The organism is Flavobacterium sp. (genome assembly GCF_036759525.1).
GTDB lineage: Bacteria > Bacteroidota > Bacteroidia > Flavobacteriales > Flavobacteriaceae > Flavobacterium.
Map to the genome: position 1 here is coordinate 1 of NZ_DAIOUN010000013.1, position 23,968 is coordinate 23,968.

Genomic DNA, 23,968 nt, shown 5'->3' on the forward strand with positions numbered 1-23,968 from the left:
AAACCCCGGAAATCTCAAATTAGGAACATTAGTAACTTTTTTCCTTTAAAATCAAATATTCCTTTCTTTGAGGTTATTAATCCATTTTAAATAAAATAAAATAAAAAAGATGAAACAAAAAACATTTTCGCAAATCGTAGTTTTATGGAAAACTGATAAAAAACAGTATGTTAAGAAATCTAGTTTTTCCGCTTATTCCTTGTTACTAGAAAATCATTTATTACCTCACTTTGGTCGTCATATTTTGATAGAAGAAGCTGAGATACAAGCGTTTGTTTTTGTAAAATTAGAACAGGGTTTAAGTCAAAAAACGATTAAAGACATCTTAATTGTCTTGAAAATGGTGCTGAAATATGGTGCAAAAAACAAATGGATTGAAAATCATTCGTTTGATGTGCAATTTCCTACTGAAAGAGAAAAAAATCAACTTGAAGTTTTAAGTCGTTCGCATCAAAAGAAAGTTATGCAACATATTCAGGAACATTTTACGTTCCGTAATTTAGGCGTTTTTATTTGTCTTAGTTCCGGTATGCGAATTGGTGAAGTCTGTGCCTTAACTTGGGAAGATATTGATACTGATAATGGAATCATTCATATTCGTAAAACTATTCAACGAATATATGTTATAGAAGAAGATGTTCGCAAAACGGAGTTGCTTATTGATACTCCTAAAACCAAAAATTCTATACGCGAGGTTCCTATGAGTAGGGATTTATTGAGGTTGTTGAAGCCTGTAAAAAAAATTGTAAATCCTTCTTTTTTTGTGCTTACCAATGATGCAAAACCAACAGAACCTAGAACTTACCGCTCTTTTTATAAAAACCTAATGCAAGAACTTGGAATGCCTGATTTAAAATTCCATGGCCTTAGACATAGCTTTGCAACCCGATGTATTGAAAGCAAATGTGACTACAAAACAGTTAGTGTTTTATTAGGACATTCTAATATTAGCACAACTCTAAATTTATACGTCCATCCCAATATGGAACAAAAAAAGAAAGCCATAGATCAAATGTTTCGAAATTTAAGGTAATTCTGAAAATACGATAACAGAAATACAAGATTCCACTAATATTTTTCTAATTTTAGAACCAATTTTGCACTATGTCTAAACAATCTGAACAAATACTAGAAGAAAAACTGATAGCTCAATTAAAAAAATTGGGCTATCAGTATGTTTCATTAGCTGATGAAGAAGCCTTAACCAGGAATTTGAAATCGCAATTAGAGAAACACAATCAACTTGTTTTTTCAGCTACAGAATTTGAAAAAGTACTAAACATACTCCGAAAAGGTTCTGTTTTTGAAAAAGCAAAACTACTTAGAGAAAAACAACATATTATAAGGGATAACGGAGATAATTTATATTTTGAATTTCTAAATACAGAGCATTGGTGTCAAAATCAGTACCAAGTAACGAATCAAGTTACTCAAGATGGAAAATACAAAAACCGATATGATGTTACTCTTCTGATTAATGGAATGCCCTTGGTTCAGATAGAACTAAAGCGTAGAGGTCTAGAATTAAAAGAAGCTTTCAATCAGGTTAATCGCTATCAACGACATTCCTTTGGAGAAAACTCAGCTTTATTTCAGTACATTCAAATTTTTGTCATTAGTAATGGTGTTAACACAAAATATTATGCTAATAATAGAAACCAGAGTTTTAAACAAACGTTTTATTGGACAGATGTAGAAAATAAACGCTTGACTAACATACTAAATGGTTTTACGGATGCTTTTTTGGAGCCATGCCATATTAGTAAAATGATTTGCAAGTATATAGTTCTAAACGAAGCCTACAAAATACCAATGGTTCTTAGACCTTATCAATTTTATGCTGTTGAAGCTTTAATTGAACGTGTTAAGAATTCTACTAAAAATGGTTATATATGGCATACCACAGGCTCAGGTAAAACTTTGACTAGTTTTAAAGCCAGCCAAGTTTTGATGAGTTTTCCCGAAGTGCATAAAGTAGTTTTTGTAGTGGATAGGAAAGACTTAGACTATCAAACTACTAAGGAGTTCAACAGTTTTAGTGATGGGTGTATTGATGGAACTGACAATACTTCTAATTTAGTTAGACAATTTACAGGTAATTACATTGATAAAAAAGGCGAAGCGAAAAACTCTAAATTAATAGTTACCACTATACAAAAACTTAACACCGCAATTAGTAAGCTCAATTATGAAAAGAAAATGAGTGAGTTGAAAAATAAGCGGATTATTTTCATTTTTGATGAATGCCACAGAAGTCAATTTGGAGAGACACACAATCGTATAAAATCTTTTTTTACTAATGCACAACTTTTTGGATTTACCGGAACTCCTATTTTTGCTGATAACGCCAATAAAAATGAGTTAGGTAAACGAACAACGAAAGATCTGTTTGAAGATTGTTTACATAAATATGTAATTACAGATGCCATAAAAGATGAAAATGTATTAAAATTTTCTGTAGAATACGTTGGTCGATATAAACAAAAAGGTACAGCAAAAGAAATAGATATTGAAGTAGAAGATATAGACATTCAGCAATTAATGGAAGATAATGGAAGGTTGGAAAAAATTGCCGATTATATTATAGCTCATCATAATCGAAAAACCCATAATCGAGATTATTCAGCTATGTTTTGTGTTGATAGTGTGAAATCTTTAATTAAGTACTACGATATTTTTAAGCGAAAAAAAATATTGGGTGAACATAATCTAAATATAGCTACTATTTTTAGTTATGCCTCGAATGAAGATGATCTAGACGCAAATGGATTTATTCCTGAAGAAGTTTCTGTTGTGGAAGAACCAAAAGCGTTGTATGGACTACAAGCTCACAGCCGTGAGAAACTGGATGAATATATAGCTGATTTCAACATGCTTTATGATACAAAATATTCAACCAAAACGAGTGAGGATTTTTATAATTACTATAATGACATTTCTAAAAAGCTTAAAGATCGGGAGCGATATCCTGAGAATACGAATAATAGGATTGATATTCTATTAGTAGTTAATATGTTTTTAACTGGTTTTGATGCGAAGAAAGTTAATACCCTTTATGTAGATAAGAATTTGAAATATCACGGATTGATTCAAGCTTTTAGTAGGACCAACAGAATATTAAATGAGCAAAAATCACAGGGAAATATTGTTTCTTTTCGAAACCTAAAAGACAAAACAGACGAGGCGATTACGCTATTCAGTAATAAAGATGCTATTGAGGTTATAATTATGAGGCCTTACGAGGATTATACTGTGAAGTTTAATGAAGCATTTAATTTACTTCTTGAATTAACACCTACAACTGATGATGTAAATGATTTAGAAAGTGAAGAAGATGAATTGAATTTCATCAAAGCGTTCCGAGATTTGATGAGAATAAAAAACACACTGACTACTTTTTCAGATTTCAATTGGGAAGATTTGGAAATGGATGAACAACTTTTTGAAGACTTCAAAAGTAAATATCTTGACTTATATGATAAGGTAAAAAGCAATCATCAGAAAGAGAAAGTATCCATTTTGGAAGATGTAGACTTTGAGTTGGAATTGATACATCGTGATGAAATTAATGTTACTTATATTATTCAGCTTTTGATAAAGTTAAAATCTCAATCAAAAAAAGATACTAGTAGTGCAGAGAAAGAAATTTACAATCTATTGAATACGGAGGCTACCCTGAGAAGTAAACGTGAGCTAATTGAAAAATTTATTTTGGAAAATCTTCCTTTAATAAACGATTCCAATGAGATTGCTACGGCTTTTGATCAATTTTGGAATCAAGAACAGCAAACAGAATTTTTGAAAATTGTGACAGAGGAAAACCTTTCTGCCGATAAAACAGAAAAGTTAATTGAAGATTATTTGTTTGCAGAGAGAGAACCTCTTAGAGATGAGGTTTTAGAACTTATTGAAGGAGAAAAACCAAGTTTATTACAGCGGAAAAAATTGGGTGATAAAATTTTACAACGTATAAAAGATTTTGTTGAGACTTTCATTAATGGTATGACTGGTATTAACTAGAATAGACATTTTTTTAATAGTGGCTATTACTAAATCAATAGAATTTAATTTGGTGATTTCCTTTTGTGTTAATTATCTTTTCAAAATAATGTAAACAATTGAATTTATTTGGTTTTATAGTTTTGAATTCTGGGATTGGAGGTGTGTGATTCTAGAATCAGCACTATAATTTTTAACTTTTTAATGTAGATTGTTTTTTTGATTTGATTCCGGTTTTTTTTAGTGATGAATTTCTGAATTTGATGTATGAAATTCGGGAATTTACTACTCTATCATTTGCTTTTTTCAAAAGAATGAAAGCTGTTGGATTTACTGGGTTTTACAGTGTTTGATTCTGGAATTGGAGGTGTTTAATTCTGGAATGCAGTAGTATAGTTTTTAACTTTATCTGATTGAACTAATTATCTGGAGTGTTACTTTTTTTGAGAACTAAATTCCCGAATTTAGACTGTTCAATTCGGGAATTAATTACTGTACTATTTGTTTTTTCAAAACAATGTAAGCGATTGAATTTACTTGTTTTTACAGTGTTGGATTGTGGAATTGGAGGTGTTTGATTCTGGAATCGAATGTTAAATTTACAGACTTAGTCTTTAACTTCATCAAGTGTAATAAACTCATTGACTAAAGCACACACTATAACTCCGATGAAGTTTTTTGAACACGTTTTTTCCATTAGATTTCTTTTGTGCTTTTCTACCGTTTTTGGACTAATGTTTAGTTCATAAGCTATTTGTGTTCCGCTGTACTCTTTTAAAGTTAGACGAACAATATCCATTTCCCTCTCGGTGAATACTAATGACTTTTGCGTATTAGTAATTATAGATGAATCTACAAGAATGTGCTGTATTATATCTGAGAGGCTTTTTTCGAAATAAAAACCACCATCGCTTAACTTTACAATTGCGTTTTTTAATTCGGATGGGTCCGTATTTTTGGTAAAGTAGCCGTGTACTCCTTGATCCATTACTTTTTTTATCGCTTCTTCTTCCTTTTGAAGTGTTAGAATCAATATTTTTATATCGGGATATAGATCGTTTATTTTTAGCGAAGTTTCAAAACCATCCATTTCGGGCATTTGTAAATCGAGTAATACTATATCTACTGGTACTGATTGCAATTTTTCAAGTAGCTCTTTTCCATTTGCCGCTTCTACTACTACTTGCGTATTTTCGAAACTACCCACAAGAAGACTCAGGCTTTTTCTAAAGAGTGTATGGTCGTCTGTGATGGCTATTCTTATCATTGGTGTTTTTTTAATTGAATTTGTATTTTATTTCCTTTTTCGGCATGAATTTGTATTAGTGATGCATTTATAAGTTTAGTTCTGGATAGAATGTTTTTTAATCCCATTCCGGAAGCGTTTTTAAGGTTTTCATAATAATCAAAAGGGATTCCGTTGTCTGCTATGTTTATTTCAATTTTATCGTTATTTTCCTGAAAGGAACAATCAACGGTGCTACTATTTCCGTGTTTTATGCTATTGGAAATAAGTTCTTGAATTATACGGTAGATTTCATAGGCATTTGATGCGGAAATAGGTATGTCTTTTCTGTAATAGCTGGAAGTTACAGTTATATTATTCCACTTGCTTACCTTGTTGAAATATTCTTCTAAAGTGGGTATGAGACCGAGATCTTCGAAGGTGGGAGGCATCAAATTATAACTAATATCTTGTACATCTGTTAGTACATTATCTAAAGCTGACTTGATTTCATTGAAAACGGGTTTATTGTTGGTGTCTTTTTCTTTTTGATCTAAAAAAGTTACATAATTACGGATTGCATTCAAATCTCCGCTGATTCCATCGTGAATATCAGAAGCAATTCTTTTTCTCTCTCTTTTTTCGGATTCCATGGAAGCCTTTAATAAGTTTTCTGATTCCGCTTGCTTGATTTTATGAAGTTTCTTTTGATATATAATCGTTAGAAACACCACTAAAAGTGTCATGAGTAACATTATTGCAGTGCCTATCCAAAAAAATACTTTTAGTCCTGTTTCATTTTCCATACGCCAATACTTAAAAGAATCCTTAATATCAATGAGGCTATTATATTGACAATCCAAAAATCGAAGAAATAAAGATTACTGTTGTAAATAAAATTACTCGCTATAAATAAAAATAATGTACTTGAATAATAAATGATTAAACCTGTAATAAAATAGAAGTTATCATTTTGCCATAGATTCTGTTCCTCCATTTTTTCAAATAAGTTTTTAAACCATAACGCAATAAAGGTAAAGACAAAGATGGTGATGGGAATTCTGTTTAATGCCGTTGTAATGAATTTATTTTCTTCACTAAAAAAATAGAACGATACAAGATAAACCGATATAAACAGAATGAAAAGCACTCTGAAAAGATTTTTGTAATCATGCTTTAATAGTTTAAAAAAGAAATAATACAATGCTATAAAACTCAAAAAAGGATACAGTTGAAACCAATACAATGTATTAATCTTTAAAAGCCCAGAACCAATAAATTCATATAGTGTACCTATCGCTGTTAGCCATAAAAGAGGAATAGCAGGATGGTTCTTATCATAAGCTTTCTTCTTTAGAAACAAAAAAAGTAAAGGAAGTAATCCAGCAAAAAGGGTTATATAGAAAACGATTTTATACAAAGTTTATTTTTATCAGATTGTGGTAAACCAATTCTTAATTTATGCGTTTATTCTTGAATTTTGTTGTCTTTTATTTTGCAAATTAAAGGCTTTATTTATCAATTCAAAATGCGGGTTTTCCCGTATTGTCTTGAGTAGTATATCTTAATAGATTTGTTAGCTAAATTATATTAAACAAATTAAAATGAAAAAGTATTTATTTGTTGTGTTACTATTGACTGTTTTTACAGCAACTTATGGTCAAAAAAAGAAAGTTGCCGTGGTCACGTTTTATGCAAACAAGATGGTTGAATTTAAGGAGCTTGGCATAGGAAGTGAGGAACTAATCAAGGATATACTTGATTTACGAGACAATCCTGATTTTAATCTAGCTCCTCTTTTAGAGCAATATCATTCTAATTTTTTTACTGATTATGCCACTACCTTTCCTTTTGAGTTGTTGCCTGAATCTTCTGTTGTTGACTCTGAAAAATATAAAAATTTTGAACCAAAATTTGAACTAAGTCAATATGATGCCAATAATTATTTGAATTATGGCAACTATAAATACATCTATGAAGGTTTTGCAGGAAAATATAATGAAGAAGGAATCACCAAATTATTTGCTGACAAAGCTGATGGCGTTTTATTTGTAAATATTGATTTTGCTTTTGAGAAAGGATTTGGCGTTGGCAAAACAATGTCTATTAAAATGAGGGCTACAACACGTATCGCCTTGTATAATAAAAAAGGAGAGAAAGTGTTTGCTTTTTCTGAAAGTGAGCGTTCTAAGAAAACCGGAGTCATGGTAGGTGGTATTCCGGTGGTTAAACCCGAAAAGATTTTACCAATGTGTGAAAGTGCTTTGGAAGAATTGATGGGAGATTTGAAAAAGCGTTTAACCAAAATTATTTCAAAAGCTGATAAAAAGTTATAAATGAAAGATATAGTAATTAAAAAAAATACCTTTTTTAAGGCATTGTTTAAAAGGAACTTATCTTTGTCGGAACTTATTATGATGGTACAAGCTACGCAATAAACGATAATTTATTGCTATTGGTAATGTTTGAAATTGAGCGTATTATTATACTATTTTATTAACTATTAAAATTTAATTATGAAAAAAAGAATATTTTTATTCTGTTTTATACAATTTTCTACTATTCCAAGTTTTGCACAATGTTGGGAGTCTGTTGCTGTAGGCTATGCTAATGTTTTTGCTATAGCCGATAACGGTACATTGTGGGCATGGGGCAAAAATACTTTTGGAGAGTTAGGTGATGGTACCAATGTTCTAAAGAATTCTCCTGTTCAAATTGGGACAGACAATAATTGGAAAGAGGTTTCACCTAGCATGGACGGCATTTACTCTTTTACACTTGCCGTAAAAACAGATGGCACTTTATGGTCATGGGGAAGTAATAATAGAGGACAGTTGGGAGATGGTACAACTGTGTTTAGAAATTATCCTATGCAAGTGGGTACAGATACTGACTGGAGTACCGTTGCTGCCGGTCTTAGTCATTCCATTGCTATTAAAGAAAATGGCACACTATGGGGATGGGGATGTTCTGAAAGGTTTGCTTTAATAGGGTTTCCAAGTGGACCAAATATTTTAGTTCCCGAGCAAAGAAGTCCTGATACCAATTGGAAGGAAGCTTCTGCCCATGATCGCGTGACAGTTGCGGTAAAAACAAACAATACAGTTTGGGGATGGGGTTGGAACCAAAGTGATATGTTGAATGCTCCGCCAGGTGCAACAATTGCAGGTGATGTTCAATATCCAGTTCAAAAAGTATCAGGAACAAATGTTAAACACACTAGAACAGGAAATAAAAGGAGCATGGATATTAAAACCAATAATAATGTCGGGCCAAATAATGAGCCTTATTATGTTAGAGATGCTGATACCGGTGTGAACACATCAGCCTATATTAGGTTTGACAATAATACTTTGTGGTATGGTGGGATAATGCTAGGAAGTACTAATCCAAATAATCAAGCACTAACGCAACTTTGTACTGCTACTAATTGGGTAGCAGTAAGTATGGGAAGCCAATGTGCAGCTGCCATAAATTCAAACGGTGAAATATGGACTTGGGGAAGCAATTTTCATGGTGGATTGGGCATAGGTGTTAATAGTACAGCGAGTAGTTCAACCGTTCCTGTGCTTATTCCTTGTCCAAGTATATTGAGTACTTTCGAGCATGAATTAAAAATGGCGTTGCAACTCTATCCTAATCCTGTTCAAAATACATTTACTTTAGAATCTGACGCGGTAATAGATCGTTTGGTAATTGTTGACATTACAGGTAAAGAACTTTATCATCAATCATTTGCTACTAATGTAGTTAATGTGAATGTTAGTCAGTTTAGTAAAGGATTGTATATTGTTCAGGCTTTTTCAGGAGGTTCTCAAAGTCAGATTAAATTTGTGAAGGATTAAGTTTGATGCATAAATTATAAATGAAAACAGGCTCAATCATCTAATGAGTTACGGAAAATTTCAAAAAGAAGCAGGTGTATATACTAGTTGGAGGAGAAAAAACAATCTTCCTAACTTGGATTGGAAAAAAGTTGATGAAATTATTCGGGACAAATGGATAAGTGACAAACGTTATAAAGAACTTATTGCTTTTATCAATGAAAATTGGGAATCTGGGAACGGTGAGGATTTTGTTCGCCCTTTGAGTAAACACTTAATTGACAACAAAGAGTTGAACTTTTACAAAAGATTGTGGAAGGGTATTCTTCGAAACAGACTTGAAAAACTATGGAGTCAAGTTGAATACCAAAGGTCAAATTACCCTAGTATCACATTAAATGACATTATAAATACGGACATCAAAAATTTTAATCAATTTTCCTCTGACGAATCATTAGAAAGAACACTCGCTTGGAGTAGACTCTATATAATTCAAGGAATTAATGAATTTATTACAGGTCTTAAAGAGTTAAATGATTTTGAAGAAGTTGAAAAGCAAAAATCGTTATTTTCAATCGTTTCTAATCTTGACAAACCCAAACCAAAGCCAACTACAGATAAAAGGAAGATTGATGAATGCTTATTTTGGCAATTGATTGACGAATCACGTAAAGTCTCAACTGACCAATTCAATTTTCTTGACAATTTGAAATCAACATTAGAAGCATTTCACCCCAAAGAATTGAGAAACTTTGACAAGTTGCTGATAACAAAAGCTAATGAATTAAATACTTGGGAACATTGGGCGTTAGTTTATATTGTTAGAGGCGGTTGTGGAGACGATGAATTTGATTATTTTAAAGTTTGGGCTGTTTCCAAAGGGAAAAATGCGTTTGATGCGATTAAAGATTTGAATGAAAGACAACTTTTGCAAATCTTTGACGAAGACCCGCAACTTGAAGAATTATATTATTTAGCAGAAATAGTATATGAGGAAAAAACTTCTGATTTAATGCCGCCTGTAAAAGTTAAGGCTACTAAGTTGACTGGTAAACAGTGGGAAGAAGATAAACTACATCAAACTTTTCCGAGACTATGTAAACTTTTTAATTATGGATGACAATAGAAAAACAAATCAGTTGAAGCAATGAAAATTATATTTACCATAGTAATAATACTACTTTTAGTCAGTTGTGATAAAGAACAAAGGCAGAAAGGTGATATTGATTTACAGACAATAGATACCATAAAAATTACCAAGAAAGAAACAAGCTATACCGATCAGCAACTGGAAATATTTTTAGACAGCATAGGTAACTTTACACCTTCTTATTTTGCAGACAATGTTTCCTTTGTTGCAGATTCTATTTTTAAGAATCAATTGCAAATGAATAAAGTCATTTCCCAGTCTGACTTTTCTAAACTTAAATTTGCAATCAACGAAGAAGATGAAATTTTAAGGACTATTGACATTAAAACCGCAAAAAATATTTTTGGTGAAATTCAGGTTGACAGTTCTTTTGTAGCTGATGGGAAAATACCGATTACATTTTTTTCGTTCGACAAGAGAAAAGAAGATTTTAATGAGTTTGCCATTTGTCTTGGTTATACTGATGCCGGAGAGTTTGGCTGGAGTTGTGTTTTGTATTTCTTTAAGAATAATAAAATTATTGCAAAGCACAACATTTATCATCGTTACGGTCTAGAACTAAACCATTATAAAGATAGCGATGGGAAAACAATTATTTATTATAAAGAGAATTTTGGTTCAGGAACAGGAATATGGCAATTCAATTTTTATTTCTATAAGTTTTACAACGATAAACTAATTCCGATTTTGAATGTACTTGAAAATGGAAATTTAAATTCTTGGGGAAGGCGTAATTTTTGGCTAGAAACATTTGTAACAAAGACAAATCCACTTACCTTAAAAATGGTTTATCATCAATTTTTTTATGGAACAAAAGGAGAAGGAGATGATTACAGAATTATTGATGATTCAACATTTATTCAATTTAAATGGGATGAAAAATCGAGAACACTAATAGGGAATTATGAAAAAAGCAAAACCAATAAATTTAAAATTCTAACATACTATCTTGATAGCAATGAATTGCTATTTATCAATACCTACTACACAGAATTGAAAAATGGCCTTAAGAACAAAACCAAACGTCATATCATATTAAATTATTTGAACGGAATAAAAAATCATTATGAGAATAAATAGAGAACTATCAAAATCACAAAAAATTAAGAATAAATATTCAAAAATGGGATTTGGTCTAAGTAGATATAAAAGTTTTTCATTATTCATATAAGTTATGACATGAAAATCTTCTTCATTGAAAAACATCACGTTGTGTTTTTTATAATACCTCGCACTTAAATTTTAACAACCAAACACAGATAAAAAACTTAATAAATAAAATTATGAATAATTTGGAAATACAAATCAATAAATCAAGAATTGCGTTTTTAATTTTTGCACATTTATTATCATTGCTTATTGGAATTTTAATAGTCTATAATCTTTATAAATTTGGGTTGATTCCGGTTGCCTTAATTTTAGTTTTATCTGTTTTTTTATTAATTTTTCCATTTGTTTTATATTTAAATCTTAAAGTAATAAATAGTACCGATGCCGGATTAATTGTAAACGACAATGGAATAACAGATAATATTCAAGTGGCTAAATTTGGTCAAATAGAATGGGGAAACATTAAAGGATATAGAGTGACAAAAATGTTTTTTTCGGATTTACTATTGTTAGATGTAATAGACAACAATATTCTTCTAAAAAAATTAACTAAGAGACAAAAAAATATTGCACAAAATAATTTAAAAAAATTTGGAACTCCTTGTGTTATAAATTTAAGTAATCTTAAACATGATAAAGAAGGGATTATAAAGATAATTAGTGAACATATAAAAAAGATTAATTAAAATAACGAGCAATCAAAAGCTTTCTGGATATAGTTCAATGAAAAAAATAACGATACTATTAATTTCGATATTAATTTTTGCTTGTTCTCAACGACAACAAAATGAAAAAAATATAGACAAAAATGTTGGCACTGATGACGACAGTATCTCAAACTCATTTGAAGCGAGTTATCGTAAAACAAACCCTGCTTTAAAGTACAGTTATGATAATATTTCACAAATTCACAATTATTCAAATAATTGGGACTTAGATAATGATGGAATAAAAGACGAAGTATATTTTGTGGGAACAGGAGGAGCTCATTTATTTTACTTCTTGAGAGTGGTTTTAAGTACTGATAAGAAACCTAGAGAGTTTACTTTTATTGAGACAGATTATCCAATCTTAACAGGAACAGACACTCTTAATTATAAAAAAGATGTTCATGGTTTTATAGTAACAAATTTAGGTGAAAATCTAACACCAACTATTATTATACGACTTGACGATCAAATTTATCGCAACAACAAAGAATTAAATAAGATGAAAATAAAGACAAAAAATGTCTTGATTAGTTTTGAAAATGGGAATCCTAAATATGACAGTTTATAATAGCTTTTTATAAAAGGTCACACGGAAAAAAATTAATGAAGAAAAGGCATATTTAGAAAAAAAATATAATCTAACAAATGAAAACTTATTAATATGAAAAACATCATCAGATTACTAACAGTAGTAGTTATCTTCATTACGACAAATGTATATAGCCAAAAATGCAAATATGATTATCAAAAGAAAGATGAAATTACAGGAGAAGAAACCAAAGGAAGCACCTTTGATGTAAAACGTGGTTGGAAATTTGGATTAAATAAGAATGGAAATCAATATTCTGTCGGAATTCTTATTAATTTAAACGGGAATGTGAGGGATATAATTACTCCTGAAAACACCATTATCTTTAAACTAGAGAATGGCGAAATAATTACTGTCAAAGCAAATCAAGACTATGTGCCTACAGCACAAGCTACCGAATATGGTATTGTTTCAATTTATAATTCACGCTATACTATTTCCAAAGAAGATTTACAAAAAATGGCATCTTCTCCACTAATTTATATAAGAATCAGCATTGGCCTTCAAACTTATGATGAGAGTCTTGTTGCTAAAAAAGGAAAGTCATTTCAGGAACAAGCAAGTTGTATATTGCAATAAGATTACAATTTGGTAATAATTATATCAGTAAGTGGAAGATAAATGCACACAGTTTGGGTAGAATTATTGTAATAATTTAATATATAAAACATAGTATAAGAATATAACATTGGTCAATGTAAAAATTGAAATGTTCGTGATTAAAAATTCGTTATAACTCAAAACCGGACCGGTATAAATTAGTTTATCAAGATTACATAAAAAGATTATGAAATATCTATTATTATTTTTCATTTCAATAACTTATGCACAAAGTCAAAAGTTTATTCTTTTAGATGAAGAAACACTTGAATTTATTGGTGAAGTAAACTATACGCTTTATCTCAATAATAAACCAATTTTTTCTAACTTAACCAGTAAAGACAGTATAACACGTTTGCCGAAAGAAATTAGCTTTGACTCAATAGCTTTTACTAAATTTAACTACAAAATAGCTGGTTTTAAAAAGGAAAATCTAACTGAAGTTGTTTTGCTTAACAGAACTGTTTATGAATTAGATGAGGTAATCATTTCTAACTCAAAACCGAAAGAGATTGTAATAGGTGAAGAATCAAGGTTTATAAAAAACAAATCTGCTGCTTTATCAAAAAATCTAGATTATGGAATTTTATTTCGTGAAAATGATTTAAAAAACATGATGATAAAAAGAATGACTTTCTTTGTTGAAAAGGTCACCTATAAAACAAGTTACAAGATAAAGTTTTATACTGCAAATGAGGTTGGGGATTTTATGACTTTATTACAATTACAGGTTAAAGAATTGCTATTTGAGAGTCCAATTTTAACAATTGAAAAGGGAACAAAAAATAAAGTTGAAGTAAATCTAGAAGAATATGAAATTAATCTATACAACAAAAATGTATTCATTTGTTTAGAATTACAAGATTACTTTGATGAAAACAATACTATCATTCAACCACAATTAAGTGATCAAACCCGACTAAAATATCAAATATCGAATTTAACTAACTATTACACGAAAACATACGATTTGAACACAAAAAAGCTAAGTAATGATATGATCAATATTAACGGGATGATTAGTCGTGATTTTGCATTTGTGTTTTTTAAAAAACCTCATAAAAGTCAACTCGTTGCACCTGCAATACTTTTATATGCTGTAAAGTAATTCAATTTTAAGTGTATAAATTGAAAACTGGAAATCTCTAAAAATATAAATGTTTTGAAACAAACTAAGTATCTATCATTATGGAATTGATTTGTGGGCACTTTATTGCGATTTATGACTTCAAGAACTTTTTGAAATGGGTTGTATAGTCAGTTTGTGTTTTAGTAAAGACATGTCCTCACTAACTTTTTTGTCCAAAACTTTTGCATAGTGTTGGGTAGTATGTAGATTTTTGTGACCCAACATTTTGCTAACGGTTTCAATAGGTACTCCATTTGTAAGTGTTACCGAAGTAGCAAAAGTATGTCTAGCCATGTGAAAAGTTATTTCTTTAGGAATATCGCATAAATCACCAATTTCCTTTAAATAGGCATTCATTTTTTGGTTAGTGAGTATTGGTAGAATGCTATTTTCATTTAAGCATTTAGGGTGATTACTATATTTTTCAATAATTTCTTCAGCTATTGGTAAAATTGGAATTTTAGATTTTATTTCTGTTTTTTGACGGTTTTTGAAAATCCATTTTTCGCCATCAATGCCGATACCAATATGGTCTTTTTTCAGTCCTTTTACATCAATGTAAGCTAGACCAGTGTAGCATGAAAAAATGAAAATGTCTCTAACTAATTGTAGTCTTTCAGATGATATTTTTTTGTTATAGATTTTCAATAGTTCCTCTTCGGTTAAAAAGTCTCTTTCTACTTCTTTCATTTTGCCTTCATATCGAGTAGTTGGGTCTTTATCCAACCAATCATTATCTAGGCAAATCTTAATGATTTTTATAAAATTTCTAACATATTTAACAGCTGTATTGTTATTGCATTTTTTTACACTTCTCAAATAAAATTCAAACTCGGTTACAAAGGCATAGTCGATTTTATTGATACTTATATCTCTCACGTTGTATTTCCAAAAGATAAACTCCTGAAGGTGTTTTAATGAAATTTTAAATCTCTCTAAAGTTCCATAAGCATAACCATTTCCAATCAAATCTTTAATTTTATCATTATGGCTTTGATAAATTGGAATGATCATTCGCTCACGTTCATGAGTTCCAGTCAATCTTGATTTAAAATTCTCCAATGATAATTCTTCGTTCTTATGAAGTAATTCCATTTGAATGTCAAAAACCTTTGATTTAATTAAATCCAGATAGTTATTTAATGACCTGGCTTCTTCTGAGTTGCCTTTCATTTTTGATTGTTCCGAGGACCATTTTGATTTTTCAATGAATTTTTTGGTACTGAATTCAAAGCGTTCTCCATTTACAGTTAACCTGAAATAAATTGGCAATTGACCGTTTTTGTTAGCTTTTGAAGTTTTTGCATAAATATGCACAGTGATTTTTGCTTTCATGGTGGTGACCTTTTAATTAGTATTCAATTTAATTTTTAAACTTTTAGTAAACAAGATGTACACTTTTTGAACCAGTATTAAACTGGTTGTTAGTACAGTGTTTACAGTGCTTGAGAGAATTTAGCGAGACCCAAAATTGTAAAAATTTTTAGGGTCTCGATTTTGTCCCTTTCGCATTAAGATTGAATGAATAATTTGGTATATGCCCCAAAGCAAAAAGCCGATAAATCTTAAGATTTATCGGCTTTTGTGACCATTTGTTTTTAAATGTGTGGGCGATGAGGGGTTCGAACCCCCGACCCCCTCGGTGTAAACGAGGTGCTCTGAACCAGCTGAGCTAATCGCCCGATTAGTGCTTGATTGCGAGTGCAAATATAGAACACTTTTTGGTATCTGCAAATAAATAATCAAAAAAAATTAAATTATTTCAGCAACAACAAAAGTGCTTCCTCCAACATAAATAAAATCATTGGGCATTGCCTTTTGGCTAGCTTCATAATAAGCTTCTGAAACAGAATTGTATACTTGACCTTTAAGTCCAAAATCAGATGCTTTTTCTTGTAGAATTTTGGGATTTAAACCTCTCAAATTTTTTGGGCTACAAAAATAATATTTTGCCTTTTTGGGAAATAAAGGTAAGATTTCATTCATATCTTTATCGTTAACGATTCCCATTACAATATGTAATTCTTCAAATATTTCGTTTTCTATTTGTGTTAGCACTTTGGAAAGTCCGTGTTTGTTATGAGCTGTATCACATATAATTTTTGGGTTATTTCCCAATTGTTGCCACCTTCCCTGAAGACCAGTATTTTCAATCACATTAAGAAATCCTGATTTTATAGCGTTCTCATTTATGTTGAACTCGGTAGTTTGTTTTAAAATGTGTAAAGTTTGAAGAACGGTTTTGCAATTTTGTATTTGATAATTTCCTTTCAAACTAGTGGGGTAGGTTTCTTTTATTAAGTCGCTGGCAAAGTATATTTCAGATTGGGTTTCAAGTGCTTTCTTTAGAAATACGGGTTTAGTTTGAGTATTGTATTCGCCAATAATAACCGGGACCTTATTCTTAATAATACCTGCTTTTTCAAATGCTATAGCTTCCAAAGTGGTACCTAAAAATTGAGTATGATCAAGTCCTATATTGGTAATAACAGACAATAAAGGAGTGATAATATTGGTTGAATCCAAACGACCACCCATACCTACTTCTATTATTGCAATATCAACATTTTCCTTTACAAAATAATCGAAAGCGAGACCTACAGTCATTTCAAAGAAACTGAAATGGTAATTTTCAAAAAAGCTTTTATGTTTTGCCACAAATTCTACCACAAATTCTTCTTTTATCTCTATGCCATTGATTTTAATTCGTTCTCTGTAATCTTTTAAATGAGGCGAAGTATACAATCCCACTTTGTAGCCCGATTCTTGTAGAACCGACGCCAGTAATGAAGATGTAGAGCCTTTGCCGTTAGTTCCGGCTACATGTATGGTTTTTAGTTTATTTTCGGGATTTTTCAGGTGGTTGGCCAATAAAATAGTATTGGATAAATCGGCTTTATAAGCCGAAGCCCCTTGAGTTTGATACATAGGTAACTGGTTAAATAACCAATTGACAGTTTCTTGATAATTCATGATTAAAAAATGAAACCCCACTAATGTGAGGTTTACAACTGTTTTTATTATTCTATTATTCTCCGTTTCTAAAGTTAAAAACTATAAATCCAACTTGGCTATCAGGTGCATTACTGTCTTCGTTCCATTTGTATTTATAGGCCGATTTGATAGCGGCTTCCTGTAAACATTTACTGGTTGTATTAGAACCGCTTGGGCTAAATTTGGCATTAATAACCGAACCGTTTTTACTTACTTTGACTTCAACAACAATAGTTCCTTCGTCGTTACAGTCGGCTTTTACGGCACCCGGATGGGTTAATCTTCTTCCGTTTAATCCCCATCGACCACTTCCACTTCCTGTACCTGCACCACTGCCATAGTAGCTATTTGCATAGATACTACCGTCTAACTTTCCTTGATTACCGGCAGTAGTAGTAGTCCCGTCTCCGTCATTAGCTTTTCCGTCATTTTTTGGGCCATTAAGTAAACTAGATAAAGCATCGGTAGTAGACTTTGAAGGTTTAGGAGTTTCTACTTTTTTAGGTGTAACTTCCTTAACTTCTTTTATTGGATTGGGTTTTTTGGTTTCTTTAATTACAGCGGCATCAACATCGTCTTGTGTAATAACGTTTTCGGTAGTTGGACTGGTTGTTGGATTTGATTCAGTGGGTTGTGGAGCTGTTTGTACAGTTTCGGTAGTATTTACATTACCAGATCCAAAATCGGTATTCCCAAAGTTTACAGCAATTCCATTTTCGGGTGGTGGGTCCATATAAGATAAACCTAAAAAAAGGATAAGTAAAAGCAAAATGGCCATTATAGCACTTGCTAAAACAAATGATTTTTTTTCGTGTTCGGTTTCTAGATATTTCATAACAAACCTTTTTTTACTTACAATTTCTTCCAAAAGGATAAAATTGGAGTCATTAATTTATATTACTTGGGTCTTACAGCCAGAACCACTTTAATTTGATTTCTATTGGCAATATCAAGAATGGCTACTGCTTTTTCAATTGGCACCCCTTCTTCTGCTCTCAGTATGAGTGATTTTTCGTCTTTATTGGGAAATTGAGCCAAAATTTTTGTTTCCAAATCTATTTCTTGAACCGGTTCTTTATCAATAAAATAAAGTAAATCTTTAGTAATGCTAAGTGAAACGTTTTGGTTTTTAGCCGTAATGCCTTTGGCTTTGGGTAAAACAAGATCAAGGGCATTTGTTGTAACCATAGTAGAAGTTAACATGAAAAAAATCAATAATAAGAATACGATATCAGTCATGGAAGACATGCTGAATTCGGGTGTAACTTTATTGCGTCCTCTAAAATTCATACTATGATGGTTCGTTTAATAAATCAAGAAAATCAGTGGCATTGGCTTCCATTTGATGTACAACTTTGTCTGTTTTTACCACAACATGATTGTACCCCATATAAGCGATAATACCCACTACTAGTCCGGCAACCGTAGTGGTCATAGCGGTTTGAATACCACCTGCTAGTGCTTTCACTTCAATCTGCCCCCCTCCGTTTGCCATTTCATGAAAGGCAAGAATCATACCAATAACTGTACCTAAGAAACCAATCATAGGAGCAGCTCCCGCTATTGTAGCAAGAATACTTACGTTTTTTTCTAATTTATAAATTTCAAGTTTACCTGCATTTTCTATAGCTGTGTTTATGTCTTCCAATGGTTTTCCAATTCTTGAAATCCCTTTTTCAGTGAGTCTGGCCACAGGAGAATTGGTTTGAGCACATAGCATTTTGGCAGCATCAATTTTACCGTTTAAAATATTCATTTTGATGTTGTTCATGAAATTAACATCAATTTTTGAAGCCGCACTAATAGCCATTAGCCTTTCAAAATAAAGGTATAGAGCTACAAAAAGGAGTAACCCTAAGGTTAACATTATGAGTTGTCCTCCAATTCCTCCACTAGTAACCAATTCCCAAATAGAAAGGGTTTTCTCTACAGGTTGATCTTCCATTAATGCATTTTGAGCGGTTGCTAAACTATCTGCTGATTGCATAAAATTTAAATGTTTTTAGATTGATAAATTGAATAACGTAATATTAGTGTTTTAAATTGTCCAACGAATGTAGTGTTCTATGAACATAAAAACAAGAGCACCGGAAATAAATCCGACAAAAGCCAACCAAGTAATTCTTTTTAAGTACCAAATAAAATCAATTTTTTCCATACCCATAGCAGCTACACCGGCTGCAGAACCAATAATTAGCATACTTCCACCTGTTCCGGCTGAATAGGCAATAAAATGCCATATTGGGCTATCTACTTCATAAGTATACATTCCCATAGAAGCAGCAACTAGCGGTACATTGTCAATTACAGATGAAAGTATTCCTAACAAAATGACAACAATATCCATATTTGGAATTGCATTTGAAAGGCTTTCTGCGGCATAACGTAAAGTTCCGGTATCATTACCTCCAATTTGTCCAAACACCAAACTTTCTAGACCAGCTACTGCCATTAAAATTCCTAAGAAAAATAATATACTTGAAAATTCGATTTTTGTTAAGGCCTTATGGCCTGAATATAAATATTTGTCTTTTTTATTAAAACCTTCGTAGGGTTTAACATATTCAGAAAATAACCAAACAAATCCTAAGCTGAACATCATACCAACATAGGGGGGTAATCCGGTAATCATTTTAAAAACCGGAACAAAAATTATAGAACCCAATCCCACATACAGCATAGTTTTACTACTTAAAAGGCGTTCTGAATCGACATCTACTTCATATTGTTTACGAGGTGTTTCTCCTTTGAAAGCTTTTAGTTTTGAAGCTATCAAAAAAGGGACTACAAAACAAACTACTGAGGGAACAATAACATATTCCGATAGTCCTATAGCAGTAACTTTATTGGCAATCCATAACATGGTAGTGGTAACATCTCCAATAGGAGACCAAGCACCACCGGCATTGGCAGCAATTACAATTAAAGAAGCAAACCAGATTCGATATTCTCTTTTAGGGATTAGTTTTCTTAAAAGGGTTATTAAAACAATGGTAGCTGTTAGATTATCAATTAATGCTGATAAAATGAAAGCTACGATTCCAAGTGTCCAAAGAAGTTTAACTTTGTTAGTAGTTTTAATTCTACTTTTAATAATGTCAAAGCCTCTATGTAAGTCAATGATCTCAACAATAGTCATGGCACCTATCAAGAAAATCAATATTTCGGAAGTTTTGGCAAAATGGTGCATTAAATTATCTAAAAATCCTTTGGTAGGACTACCGGCTTCGTCATGATTGATATTAAAAACATGACCGTGGGAATCAATAATGGAAAACCATCCGTTATTGAAGCCTAATGATAAAAACGCCCAGATAACGGCTGCCATCAAAAGAGATGGAACGGTTTTGTCTAACTTTAGCGGGTGTTCAAGAGTGATAGCTAAGTATCCGATTACAAACAATAAAATGATAAAAAGAGTCATTTGCAGTAGATTAGGTTAATTGTTTAAGAGCTATTTCAAAAGCAGTTGCACTGATGTTGGTTTTGGTATTATTTATTGCATGTGTTTTTTCTATGGCTTTTTTGATGGTTTCAGAAGTATCAAAGAAAATGGCTTCATCTGTCATTTGAACTTTTTTCTCCATAAAATAAGCAAATACGCGAGCCATTCCACAATTGGCAATGAAATCTGGAATCAAACTTACTTTTGCATCGGTTTCTTCCATTATGGGACCAAAGAAGATTTCTTTATCTGCAAAAGGGACATTCGCTCCACTTGAAATAACTTCTAATCCTGCCGAAATCATTTGGTCAACTTGATTTTGTTGTACCAATCTGGAAGCCGCACAAGGGGCAAAAATTTGAGCACCTATTGTCCAAATTTTTTGATTGATTTCTTCAAAAGGAATCATATTTGGAGATACCAATTTGTTTCCGTCTTTATTCAAGAAAAGCCGTTGAATTTCTTCAAATGTAAAGCCTTCTTCATTGATAATTCCGCCTTCTCTATCAATAATTCCTATGATTTTGGCTCCCATATCTGCCAAGTAAAAAGCCGCAGCAGATCCTACATTTCCAAAACCTTGAATTACGGCTTTTTTTCCAACAACAGTTCCGCCGTATATGTCATAATAATGTCTAACTGCTTCGGCAACACCATATCCGGTAATCATATCGGCTACGGTATACTTTCGATTGACATCCGGAGAAAACTTCGGATTTTCAATTACTTTGATTACCCCTTGACGCAGTTGACCTATACGATTGATTTTATCAGCCTCGGTTGGTTTGAAATGACCATTAAAAACACCTTCCTGCGGATGCCAAACTCCACATTCTTCGGTAATAGGAATTACTTCATGAATTTCATCTACATTCAAATCGCCACCGGTGCCATAGTAACTTTTGAGCAAGGGAGAAACGGCTTTATACCAACGTTGTAAAACGCCTTTCTTTCTGGGGTCATTTGGGTCAAAATTAATACCCGACTTGGCACCTCCAATAGCCGGTCCGGATACGGAAAACTTCACTTCCATGGTTTTTGCCAATGACAGCACTTCATTCATATCTAAGCCTTTACGCATTCGGGTTCCACCTCCTGCAGCACCGCCTCTTAGCGAGTTTATAACGGTCCAGCCTTCGGCTTCTGTTTCAGAATCTTTCCAATTGAATATGATTTCAGGTTGTTTATTTTCAAATTTTTTTAAAAGTTCTTTCATTATTGATTTGTGCGTTTGTTTTTGATATGCAAATATAAACTTTAAAAAAGATTTGTTTTTTTATATTGTCAAAATTATTCAGATTTTAAGATTCATTTTTGATTCATTTCGAGTTTTTGACCTCAAAGTATGATTTTTCTTTATCAAAAACGCATAAAAAAATCCTCTATTGAGGATTTTAAACGGTTTCTTCTTTAAGTTGCTCTTCTTTGATGTTTGAAAATGTTTGTAGTGGAATTCCGGTTTTTAAAGCAAAAGCCGGTTTTTTACTTTTTGACGTTTTGTTTTTCTTCAATTTTAAATAGTTCCCAATTTTGAGTTGGTATAAATCGTAAAAAATGACTACGGTAAGAAAAAGGCTTACAATGTAAAAAACTTGAAATCCGGTTTCAAAATACAAAAGTCCGGAAATAATAGCCCCTGCTAGATAAGAAGTTGCAATAACACTCAAAAGTTTGGCTTTTCCTCGCAATTCTTTATTTTCTCTAAATTCTTTTTTGGTAAACATGGAGAAAAGTATACCCAGATCTGTGGTAGTTCCCGTAAGATGGGTTGTTTTTACCGCAAAGTTTGAAATACTTGCGGTTAATCCGTTTTGTAAACCCATTGCAAATAATAGGATTCCGAGCATTATTTCTGTCTCAATAAGAGTTTCACGATAGTAAAACTGCCCATAATAGCCAACACTCAAAAGGCAAATAATTTCTAAAAATAAAGGCGTAGCGTGAGCTAAATAGGTGTTTGTTTTAGCAACATGAATGACAATTAAGTTTGAAATAAAACTACCTAAGAAAAACAAAAATATCCAAGCAAAAACGATGGCGGTTTGATACAAATTTCCTTTGACTATTTCTGAGGCTAAAATGGCATAATGTCCTGTGACATTTGAAGAAAATGAAAAGAAAATGAGTAATGAAGCCACGTTTACCATACCCCCTGAAAATGCCGTAAGAGCACCTAGCTTTAGGTTGTCTTCTAATGTACGGCTATTACTGAATTTTCTAAGCATGATTACGATTTTTCAAAAGTTAACTTGGCTATTCCTCTAGCTTGAATTTCGGAGTCAAAATTAAGTACCATTTTATGAGCTCCCAATTCTGTTAAATTGTAATTTTCAATGATATTGTTTTCATATTTCAATTGAAGGATGTGGCCTCTTCCTTTAATTTTCCAATCCACTATCCGTTCTTCGGTACCGGCTTTAAGAATTAATTTTCCATTAGGTAGGAATTGCCAAACTTCGGCTTCATGAATGAGTAGGTGTTGACCAATTATTTTTTTGACTTCCGGACTTATTTCTTTGGTTTGATTGGATTCGTTTAGATTTACACGTTCGTATTCCCAAGACAATTCGCTCCAATTCCCTACAATAGTTTTTTCCGGACTTTGTGAAGAAAAGAAAAGTAGAAATACGGTAGTGCTTATCAATAGAAAAACAGTACAATAAGTGATGATAATTTTCATAAAATACAACTAAGAGTGTGTTGGAATTCCGTTGAAAAACAACTCAGCAACTTTACCTTTTTCAGGAATTGAGTTGTTTTTTGGCCAACTGATATAATGTATGGGTAATTTGCTTTTGATTACAAATGGTTTTAAATCAAAACTTTTTCTCAAATCAAGATTCCAAGTATAATCTGCCGGTAAATAAAGACACGAAACTTGATTGGCTTCGGTATAACTTGTAAAGGCTGCTTGAGTAAAACCTGTAAAAATGTCTTTTCGAATTGAATTTATTTTTGAAGCATATGTGTTGGTAATAACTGAGCAGGCTTCTTTAAACTCATTAGAAACTACTTGGTTTAAAATTTTTTGTTTTGAAAAGAACAATAAGTCCCTTATTGAATCCGACAAATGTATTCCGTGTAGAAATATGATATCAAAAGTCTCATTGGGTTTGGATTGACTTAAAACCGTTTTCAAAACGTGTAAGGATTCAATTGAAAAATCGGTGGGTAATAAAATGGTTTTTTTCAT

23 protein-coding genes and 1 tRNA gene are annotated in these 23,968 nt (G+C 31.8%); 10 read left to right on the forward strand and 14 right to left on the reverse strand.

All coding sequences use genetic code 11. The features are described from left to right. Positions 1-109 precede the first annotated feature (109 nt). Positions 110-1,033 carry a tyrosine-type recombinase/integrase gene (locus V7M80_RS09490; protein ID WP_333695656.1) on the forward strand — a complete coding sequence of 308 codons (924 nt, stop codon included), beginning with the start codon at positions 110-112 and terminating at the stop codon, positions 1,031-1,033. 71 nt (positions 1,034-1,104) lie between these two features. Further along, the gene (locus tag V7M80_RS09495; protein ID WP_333695657.1) at positions 1,105-4,020 is read left to right on the forward strand and encodes a type I restriction endonuclease subunit R; all 2,916 of its coding nucleotides are present in this window, start codon (positions 1,105-1,107) and stop codon (positions 4,018-4,020) included. 586 nt (positions 4,021-4,606) lie between these two features. Here the strand turns inward: V7M80_RS09495 and V7M80_RS09500 are convergent. Genes V7M80_RS09500 through V7M80_RS09510 form a run of 3 tightly spaced genes read right to left on the reverse strand, consistent with a single transcriptional unit; the run spans position 4,607 to position 6,644 of the window. Further along, positions 4,607-5,266 (reverse strand): response regulator transcription factor, encoded by a 660-nt coding sequence (locus V7M80_RS09500; RefSeq protein WP_333695658.1) that lies wholly within the window; start codon positions 5,264-5,266, stop codon positions 4,607-4,609. Continuing rightward, entirely contained in the window at positions 5,263-6,030 is a 768-nt protein-coding gene (locus tag V7M80_RS09505; protein WP_333695660.1) for a sensor histidine kinase, read from the reverse strand. Before V7M80_RS09505 ends, V7M80_RS09500 begins: the two co-directional genes overlap by 4 nt. Next, positions 6,009-6,644, reverse strand: a complete 636-nt coding sequence (locus tag V7M80_RS09510; RefSeq protein ID WP_333695661.1) for a hypothetical protein — start codon at positions 6,642-6,644, stop codon at positions 6,009-6,011. The genes V7M80_RS09505 and V7M80_RS09510 overlap by 22 nt, the downstream gene beginning before the upstream one ends. Positions 6,645-6,828: 184 nt before the next feature. Between V7M80_RS09510 and V7M80_RS09515 the strand changes: the two genes are divergently transcribed. The 8 genes from V7M80_RS09515 (at position 6,829) to V7M80_RS09550 (ending at position 14,315) form a co-directional block, all read left to right on the forward strand. Beyond that, positions 6,829-7,560 (forward strand): hypothetical protein, encoded by a 732-nt coding sequence (locus tag V7M80_RS09515; RefSeq protein ID WP_333695663.1) that lies wholly within the window; start codon positions 6,829-6,831, stop codon positions 7,558-7,560. A gap of 180 nt (positions 7,561-7,740) precedes the next feature. After that, positions 7,741-9,069, forward strand: coding sequence for a T9SS type A sorting domain-containing protein (locus tag V7M80_RS09520; protein WP_333695664.1), 1,329 nt, complete (start codon positions 7,741-7,743; stop codon positions 9,067-9,069). Between the two features lie 43 nt (positions 9,070-9,112). Next, entirely contained in the window at positions 9,113-10,168 is a 1,056-nt protein-coding gene (locus tag V7M80_RS09525) for a DUF4240 domain-containing protein (protein WP_333695666.1), read from the forward strand. Between the two features lie 27 nt (positions 10,169-10,195). Further along, positions 10,196-11,278, forward strand: coding sequence for a hypothetical protein (locus tag V7M80_RS09530; RefSeq protein WP_333695668.1), 1,083 nt, complete (start codon positions 10,196-10,198; stop codon positions 11,276-11,278). A gap of 203 nt (positions 11,279-11,481) precedes the next feature. Continuing rightward, entirely contained in the window at positions 11,482-11,994 is a 513-nt protein-coding gene (locus tag V7M80_RS09535; RefSeq protein WP_333695670.1) for an STM3941 family protein, read from the forward strand. A gap of 37 nt (positions 11,995-12,031) precedes the next feature. Beyond that, positions 12,032-12,586: a hypothetical protein gene (locus tag V7M80_RS09540; RefSeq protein ID WP_333695671.1), complete on the forward strand. Its 555-nt coding sequence runs from the start codon at positions 12,032-12,034 to the stop codon at positions 12,584-12,586. A 93-nt stretch (positions 12,587-12,679) separates the two neighbouring features. Beyond that, entirely contained in the window at positions 12,680-13,186 is a 507-nt protein-coding gene (locus tag V7M80_RS09545; protein ID WP_333695673.1) for a hypothetical protein, read from the forward strand. A 208-nt stretch (positions 13,187-13,394) separates the two neighbouring features. After that, positions 13,395-14,315 carry a hypothetical protein gene (locus V7M80_RS09550; RefSeq protein WP_333695674.1) on the forward strand — a complete coding sequence of 307 codons (921 nt, stop codon included), beginning with the start codon at positions 13,395-13,397 and terminating at the stop codon, positions 14,313-14,315. A 120-nt stretch (positions 14,316-14,435) separates the two neighbouring features. Here the strand turns inward: V7M80_RS09550 and V7M80_RS09555 are convergent, their stop codons facing one another. From V7M80_RS09555 to V7M80_RS09605, 11 genes are all read right to left on the reverse strand, one after another. Continuing rightward, entirely contained in the window at positions 14,436-15,671 is a 1,236-nt protein-coding gene (locus V7M80_RS09555; protein WP_333695676.1) for a site-specific integrase, read from the reverse strand. 272 nt (positions 15,672-15,943) lie between these two features. Then, positions 15,944-16,018, reverse strand: a tRNA-Val gene (locus V7M80_RS09560). Positions 16,019-16,088: 70 nt separating this feature from the next. Then, on the reverse strand, positions 16,089-17,309 hold the full coding sequence (locus V7M80_RS09565) for a bifunctional folylpolyglutamate synthase/dihydrofolate synthase (RefSeq protein WP_333695678.1): 1,221 nt from the start codon (positions 17,307-17,309) through the stop codon (positions 16,089-16,091). 55 nt (positions 17,310-17,364) lie between these two features. After that, positions 17,365-18,165, reverse strand: coding sequence for an energy transducer TonB (locus tag V7M80_RS09570; RefSeq protein ID WP_333695680.1), 801 nt, complete (start codon positions 18,163-18,165; stop codon positions 17,365-17,367). A 62-nt stretch (positions 18,166-18,227) separates the two neighbouring features. After that, positions 18,228-18,620: an ExbD/TolR family protein gene (locus V7M80_RS09575; protein ID WP_333695682.1), complete on the reverse strand. Its 393-nt coding sequence runs from the start codon at positions 18,618-18,620 to the stop codon at positions 18,228-18,230. 1 nt (position 18,621) lies between these two features. Further along, positions 18,622-19,317, reverse strand: coding sequence for a MotA/TolQ/ExbB proton channel family protein (locus V7M80_RS09580; RefSeq protein WP_333695684.1), 696 nt, complete (start codon positions 19,315-19,317; stop codon positions 18,622-18,624). 51 nt (positions 19,318-19,368) lie between these two features. Beyond that, positions 19,369-20,754, reverse strand: coding sequence for a sodium:proton antiporter NhaD (nhaD, locus tag V7M80_RS09585; RefSeq protein ID WP_333695685.1), 1,386 nt, complete (start codon positions 20,752-20,754; stop codon positions 19,369-19,371). A gap of 10 nt (positions 20,755-20,764) precedes the next feature. Continuing rightward, a complete protein-coding gene (locus V7M80_RS09590; RefSeq protein ID WP_333695687.1) occupies positions 20,765-21,991 on the reverse strand; it encodes a Glu/Leu/Phe/Val dehydrogenase dimerization domain-containing protein in 1,227 nt (408 codons plus the stop codon). A 178-nt stretch (positions 21,992-22,169) separates the two neighbouring features. Then, positions 22,170-23,000: a YoaK family protein gene (locus tag V7M80_RS09595; RefSeq protein WP_333695689.1), complete on the reverse strand. Its 831-nt coding sequence runs from the start codon at positions 22,998-23,000 to the stop codon at positions 22,170-22,172. Positions 23,001-23,002: 2 nt separating this feature from the next. After that, positions 23,003-23,455, reverse strand: coding sequence for a hypothetical protein (locus tag V7M80_RS09600; protein ID WP_333695690.1), 453 nt, complete (start codon positions 23,453-23,455; stop codon positions 23,003-23,005). 9 nt (positions 23,456-23,464) lie between these two features. Then, entirely contained in the window at positions 23,465-23,968 is a 504-nt protein-coding gene (locus tag V7M80_RS09605) for a hypothetical protein (protein ID WP_333695691.1), read from the reverse strand.